We start from the raw sequence: 5,022 nt of genomic DNA, 5'->3' as shown, positions 1-5,022 counted from the left end.
CCCCGGGGTGCGACCCCGCGGCGCATCCCCGGAACGCGGGACCCGGACGCGGCCCCCGGAACGCGGGCCTCGGATGCGGCCCCAGCGCGGTCCGCCGCTTCGAAACTGTACGTTTTCGTCGAAGCAGTACCTGTTTGCGCGTCGATCGCGTACCGTCTCGACGAAAACGTACAGTTTCCGATGGAAGCGCGGTGACGCAGCCCGCGGCGACCGAGCCCGCGGAGAACAGTGCGGAGAATGGTGCCGAGAACGGCTCGGGGAACGGGCAGCAACGGCCGGGTAAGCTGGGGGCATGGCAGATGGCACCGCCGCGGATACGAACGCGCTCAGTTACGAGCAGGCGCGCGACGAGCTCGTTCAGGTGGTGTCCCGCCTCGAGCAGGGCGGCGCCACGCTCGAGGAGTCGCTGCAGCTCTGGGAACGCGGAGAGGCGCTCGCCGCTCGCTGCGAGGAATGGCTGATCGGGGCGCGGAAGCGGCTCGAGGCAGCCCGGTCCGGCGCAGCCGGCGATGCTGCGTCCGGCCAGGCACCGGCTGCGGACGGGGGCGAGACCCGGGCATGACGGAGAAGCGCAAGGCGCCGGTGGTCGTCGCCGAGCTCGGACGACCCGAGACCGCCGCCGAGACCGCCGCCCGGAAGGCCGAGAACAGTCGGCTCTACCGCCAGCGGAAGACCGTCAACAACCTCGTCCTCTCCCTGCTCGTCTCGCTGGGAGTGGTGCTCCTCATCGTCTTGATCGTCCCCCGCGGCACCGACATGTGGCAGGACCACTCGGTCGACGCCGCAGCCGCAGCGACGGCAGCGGCGCCCACGGCCGGTCAGGCGCTCGTCGCGCCCGATACGCCCGACGGCTGGCTCGCGAAGCAGGCCGAGCTGCGCGGTGGCACCGGAACCATCTCGTACTGGTACATCGGCTACACGACGGCGAACGGCGCTTACGCCGCGGTCGTGCAGGCATTCACCTCCGACGGCTCCCCCGTCGACGAGACCTGGATCGCCCAGCAGCTCGAGGCGCAGACCGCCACCGGCACCGAACGGATCGGCGGCCTGGAATGGACCGCCTACGATCACCCTGAGCGCAGCGCCGACCACACCAACGTGCGGTTCGCCCTGCAGTCGCAGGCCGGTGCGTCGACGCTGCTGGTGTACGGGACCGATGAGGCGGACGAGTTGCGCGCCCTCGCGGCATCCGTCGCCGCGCAGGTTGCGGCGTTCGAGACCGCACCGCAGGATCGATAGTCAGGAGCCGCAGTGGCAGTTCAGCCCAGAATCACGCCCCAGCAGGCGTGGGATGCCTTCATCGCCGGGAACGAGCGCTTCATCGGCGGCACGTCGCGCCACCCGAACCAGGACGTGGAGCGCCGATCCGAGCTCGTGAACACGCAGGCGCCCGACGTCGCACTCTTCGGATGCTCCGACTCGCGCCTGGCGGCGGAGATCATCTTCGACTGCGGCCTCGGAGACCTCTTCATCGCCCGCAACATGGGCCACGTGGTGGCCGAGTCGATCATCGCGTCGATGGAGTACACGGTCGTCGAGCTCGGCACCGCTCTCATCGTCGTGCTCGCCCACGACTCCTGCGGCGCGGTCGCCGCGGCGATCGAGCAATCGGGGCGTACGCCGGGCGCGGTGACCGAAGCCGTCGGGAACACGCTGGCGCCGATCCTGCCGTCCGTGCAGCAGCTCTGGCACCGGGATCATCACGACACCCCGTACGTCGACGCGGATCAGCTCGACGCGAATGCGGTGGGGCGGATCCACCTCGATGCGACCGTCAACGGCCTGCTCCGCGGATCCCGCACCATCAGCGACGCGGTCGACCGCGGCGAGCTCGCCGTGGTCGGCTGCCAGTACCGCCTCACCGAGGGCCGGGCGGTCCCCTACACGGCGGTCGGGCCGCTCCAGATCGACCTGGCCACGGCGGTCTGAGCGCGGCACGGCGCAGTTTTTTCCACCCACCAGTTCCCCAGATCACGAGCAAAGGATGACAGTGACTGATACCGAGTACCGCATCGAGCACGACACGATGGGCGAGGTCCGCGTTCCGAAGAACGCGCTCTACGCCGCGCAGACGCAGCGCGCCGTCGAGAACTTCCCGATCTCGGGCTCCGGCCTCGAGCCCGCCCAGATCGTGGCGCTGGCCCGGATCAAGCGCGCGGCCGCGATCGCGAACTCGGAGCTCGGCATCCTCGACGCCGCCATCGCCGACGCGATCGTCGCCGCCGCCGCCGAGATCATCGGCGGCGCGCATCACGACCAGTTCCCTGTCGACACCTATCAGACCGGCTCGGGCACGTCGTCGAACATGAACATGAACGAGGTCCTCGCCGGCCTCGCGACGAAGCACCTCGGTGCGCCCGTGCACCCGAACGACCACGTCAACGCCTCGCAGTCCTCGAACGACGTCTTCCCGACGTCGGTGCACATCGCCGTGACCGGCGCGCTCATCGAGCAGCTCAAGCCGGCGCTCGCCCACCTGGCGGAGGCGCTCGAGAAGAAGGCGGAGCTGTGGAAGGACGCCGTGAAGTCGGGTCGCACCCACCTCATGGACGCGACGCCGGTCACGCTCGGACAGGAGTTCGGCGGCTACGCCGCGCAGATCCGCTACGGCATCGAGCGCATCGACGCCGCCCTCCCCCGGGTCGCGGAGGTGCCGCAGGGCGGCACCGCTGTCGGCACCGGCATCAACACGCCGCTCGGCTTCCCCGAGAAGGTCATCGCAGAGATCGCCCAGTCGAGCGGCCTGCCGATCACCGAGGCCCGCAATCACTTCGAAGCGCAGGCCAACCGCGACGGCCTGGTCGAGGCGTCGGGCGCGCTGCGCACGATCGCCGTCTCGCTCACCAAGATCGCCGAGGACGTGCGCTGGATGGGCTCGGGGCCGAACACCGGCTTCGCGGAGCTCCACATCCCTGACCTGCAGCCCGGTTCGTCGATCATGCCCGGCAAGGTCAACCCGGTCGTGCCCGAGGCGACGCTCATGGTGTGCGCACGGATCATCGGCAACGACGCGACCATCGCCTGGGGCGGCGCCCGCGGCAACTTCGAGCTCAACGTGATGATCCCCGTCATGGGCACCGCACTGCTCGAGTCGATCCGGTTGCTCGCGAATGTCGTACGCGTCTTCGCCGATAAGACCGTCGACGGCCTCGAGGCGAACGTCGAGCGCATGGCCACCCTCGCCGGCATGAGCCCTTCCACGGTCACCCCGCTCAATCGCCTCATCGGCTACGAAGCCGCGGCGAAGATCGCGAAGCACTCGGTCGCCAAGGGCATCACCGTGCGCGAGGCGCTCGTCGATCTCGGCTACGTCGAGCGCGGAGAGGTGAGCGAGGCGGATCTCGACAAGGCGCTCGACCTGCTCTCGATGACCCACCCGGGCGTCGCCAAGTAGTCTGCGGGCGACGCGGGGAGCGGGCGCGCGCTCCCCGCGCCGCCCAAGAGGTCGCGCGGATAGGTCGCTCCTACTGCGGTGCGCCGCGCGACCTCTAAGCTGGACGGGTGATGCCCGCCGCCTCCCCGCTCGCCGGCGCCAAGGCGCTCGCCACCTTCGCGACGGCCTCCGCGGCCCGAAGGTTCGGCTGGACGAACGTGCTCGAGCGCGCGAACCGCCCCGTCGTGGCGCTCTCGGACATGCAGCCCGTGACCGCCGCCTGGTGGCGCGAACGGCGAACCCTCCCCGGCGAATTCCACTACCTGGCGCTGGGCGACTCCACCGGTCAGGGCATCGGGGCCTCGACCCCCGGCCGCAGCTACGTCGGCCAGCTCGCCGAGCGGATCGAGGAGCACCTCGGTGCTCCGATCCGCGTCACCAACCTCTGCTTCTCGGGAGCCACTTCGTATCTCTGCGCCCGGGATCAGCTGCCACGGGCGGCGGGCCCGCTCGCGGCAGCACCCGACCTCGTGACGCTCGACATCGGGGCCAACGACATCGCGGATTGGGATCCCGTCGCCTATCATCGTCACCTGCGCCTGATCCTCGACGCCCTCCCCGCGCACACCGTCCTCGGGGAGGTGCCATGCTTCCACCTTCCCTGGAATGAGCGCAAGGTAGGCGAGGCGAATCGGATCCTCCACCGGATCGCCGCCGACCGCGGGCTCGCCGTCGTACCGATCCATGCCGCCACCCGGGCTCGCGGACTCGCCGGGGTCCTCACCGAGTTCGCGGAGGACGCGTTCCACCCGAACGACCGCGGCTACGAGATCTGGGCGGAGACGTTCTGGCCGTTCGTCCGCGCCCGCGTCGATGCGGTGCGAGGCAGCGCGATGCGCGGCGAGGGGCACGCGGTGGCCGCCGGCCATGAGGCCGCGCGAGCGGGTGACCCCGCCTCGCCCGTATGATCAGGAGCCTTCGCACTGCACCGCCTGCGAGAATGGCCGGGTGCTCGATCAGACCTTCACCGTGCCGCTCGCGCCCGATCTCGCCGCGGTCGCGGTCGGCAGCCTGCAGGGCGGCCTCTTCGCCGCCGGTTTCAAGCGCCTCGACCTGCTCGGCGTCGCGATCGTCGGCATCGCGACGGGCATCGGCGGCGGGTTCCTCCGCGACATCCTGCTCGGGGTGACGCCGGCCGCATTCTCGAACAACGCCTATCTGCTGACCGCCACGATCTCCGCGCTCGTCGGCATGCTGCTGCTCCGGCTGTTCGAGCGCGTCGACTGGCTCGTCACCTCGCTCGACGCCCTCAGCATCGGCCTCTACGGAGCGATCGGCACGACGAAGGCCCTCTCGATGGGTCTCCCCGTGGTTCCAGCGCTCTTCGTCGGAACCGTCTCAGCCGTGGGCGGCGGTTTCGTCAGAGACCTGCTGCTCAACATCCCGATCGCGGTCATGCACGTCGGATCGTTCTACGCTATGGCGGCGATGGGCGGCATCCTCGTGCTGCTCGTCGCGCTCGCCCTCGGGCTCCCGGTGCTCGCGGCGGCGATCGCCTGCGTCGTCGTCAGCACGGTGCTGCGGCTCTTCGCGGTCCGCTTCGGCTGGAGCCTGCCCGAGCAGCGGGCGCTCAGCCGGCTCCGGCTGCG

The 5,022-nt window shown here is 70.3% G+C and carries 6 protein-coding genes; all 6 read left to right on the top strand.

What is annotated here, in order from left to right; genetic code table 11:
- The first annotated feature begins 292 nt into the window (after positions 1 to 292).
- The gene (locus ACFPZL_RS09915; RefSeq protein WP_218114445.1) at positions 293 to 562 is read left to right on the top strand and encodes an exodeoxyribonuclease VII small subunit; all 270 of its coding nucleotides are present in this window, start codon (positions 293 to 295) and stop codon (positions 560 to 562) included.
- Positions 559 to 1,239 carry a DUF4245 family protein gene (locus ACFPZL_RS09910; RefSeq protein ID WP_218114444.1) on the top strand — a complete coding sequence of 227 codons (681 nt, stop codon included), beginning with the start codon at positions 559 to 561 and terminating at the stop codon, positions 1,237 to 1,239. The genes ACFPZL_RS09915 and ACFPZL_RS09910 overlap by 4 nt, the downstream gene beginning before the upstream one ends.
- Positions 1,240 to 1,251: 12 nt before the next feature.
- A complete protein-coding gene (locus tag ACFPZL_RS09905) occupies positions 1,252 to 1,929 on the top strand; it encodes a carbonic anhydrase (protein WP_218114443.1) in 678 nt (225 codons plus the stop codon).
- 55 nt (positions 1,930 to 1,984) lie between these two features.
- A complete protein-coding gene (locus tag ACFPZL_RS09900; protein WP_218114442.1) occupies positions 1,985 to 3,394 on the top strand; it encodes a class II fumarate hydratase in 1,410 nt (469 codons plus the stop codon).
- 110 nt (positions 3,395 to 3,504) lie between these two features.
- Positions 3,505 to 4,341, top strand: coding sequence for an SGNH/GDSL hydrolase family protein (locus ACFPZL_RS09895; RefSeq protein ID WP_218114488.1), 837 nt, complete (start codon positions 3,505 to 3,507; stop codon positions 4,339 to 4,341).
- A 40-nt stretch (positions 4,342 to 4,381) separates the two neighbouring features.
- On the top strand, positions 4,382 to 5,022 hold a 641-nt coding region (locus tag ACFPZL_RS09890), incomplete at its 3' end, for a trimeric intracellular cation channel family protein (RefSeq protein ID WP_382335262.1).

It is taken from the genome of Leucobacter soli (assembly GCF_042659205.1).
GTDB classification, from domain to species: domain Bacteria; phylum Actinomycetota; class Actinomycetes; order Actinomycetales; family Microbacteriaceae; genus Leucobacter; species Leucobacter soli.
The sequence above is the reverse complement of the archived record's forward strand: the minus strand, read 5'-3'. Positions and strand labels throughout refer to the sequence as shown.